The organism is Megasphaera sp. AF13-6AC (genome assembly GCF_027685385.1).
In the GTDB taxonomy this organism is placed as follows: Bacteria; Bacillota; Negativicutes; order Veillonellales; family Megasphaeraceae; genus Megasphaera; species Megasphaera micronuciformis.
Window position 1 is genome coordinate 1 of sequence record NZ_JAQCUN010000293.1, and the last position, 723, is coordinate 723.

Consider the following 723-nt stretch of genomic DNA (forward strand, 5'->3'; position numbering starts at 1 on the left):
CGTACGTGTCGTGTATAAAATAATCGTGTCGGGCTTTTCTATTGTCCGTAATATATTTCATGCCCTTTGTTTCCGCCACGGTGTTACCTCCTGTGCTTTTTCTTTCCTTTACCCTTTCCCTTACCGTTTTTCTTCGAGTTTCCTTTTACGCTACTGAGTTTAGAACCCTTTTTACGACTCTTCTGTGATTGGGATGAAGGGATTTTTTCCTTTTTTTGTCCCTTTTTGCGATCTTTCTTACCCGATTTCTTTTCAGTCTTTTTTCCGCTCTTTTTCGCTTTACGACCGGCCAAAAGGGTCTGTAAATCTTCTAAAGAATCAATACGCCCGGGAACAAAATCGATTTCACAGCGTTCCGTATCGACGGAAGCCAAGGTAACGGTCATAGCATCCCCTAACCGATAGCGTCGACCGCTTCGACAACCTACGAGGGTATATGTACCTTCATCAAAAATGTATTCGTCATCCCGTAAATAGGAAATATGAACCAGACCTTCAATACCGTCGTCGAGGGATACGAAGAGTCCGAAGCCTGTAATCCCCGTAATATGGGACTCATACGACTCGCCGATAAAGGGCTTCATATACTGGGCCTTCTTCAAATCCGCCGTATCTCGTTCCGCTTCAACGGCTACGCGTTCGCGCACACTCGCATGGTCGGCAGCATTGGCCAAAAACAATGCATCCGCCGCTTTTTCTTCAGCCTTTACAACAGGGTACGCC

General features: G+C 45.9%; 1 protein-coding gene. It reads right to left on the bottom strand.

Going from position 1 to position 723, the window contains the following annotated elements:
- Window positions 1-83 precede the first annotated feature (83 nt).
- Window positions 84-723: S1 RNA-binding domain-containing protein (locus PGX78_RS08940; protein ID WP_270446614.1), on the bottom strand; the 640-nt coding region annotated here is incomplete at its 5' end.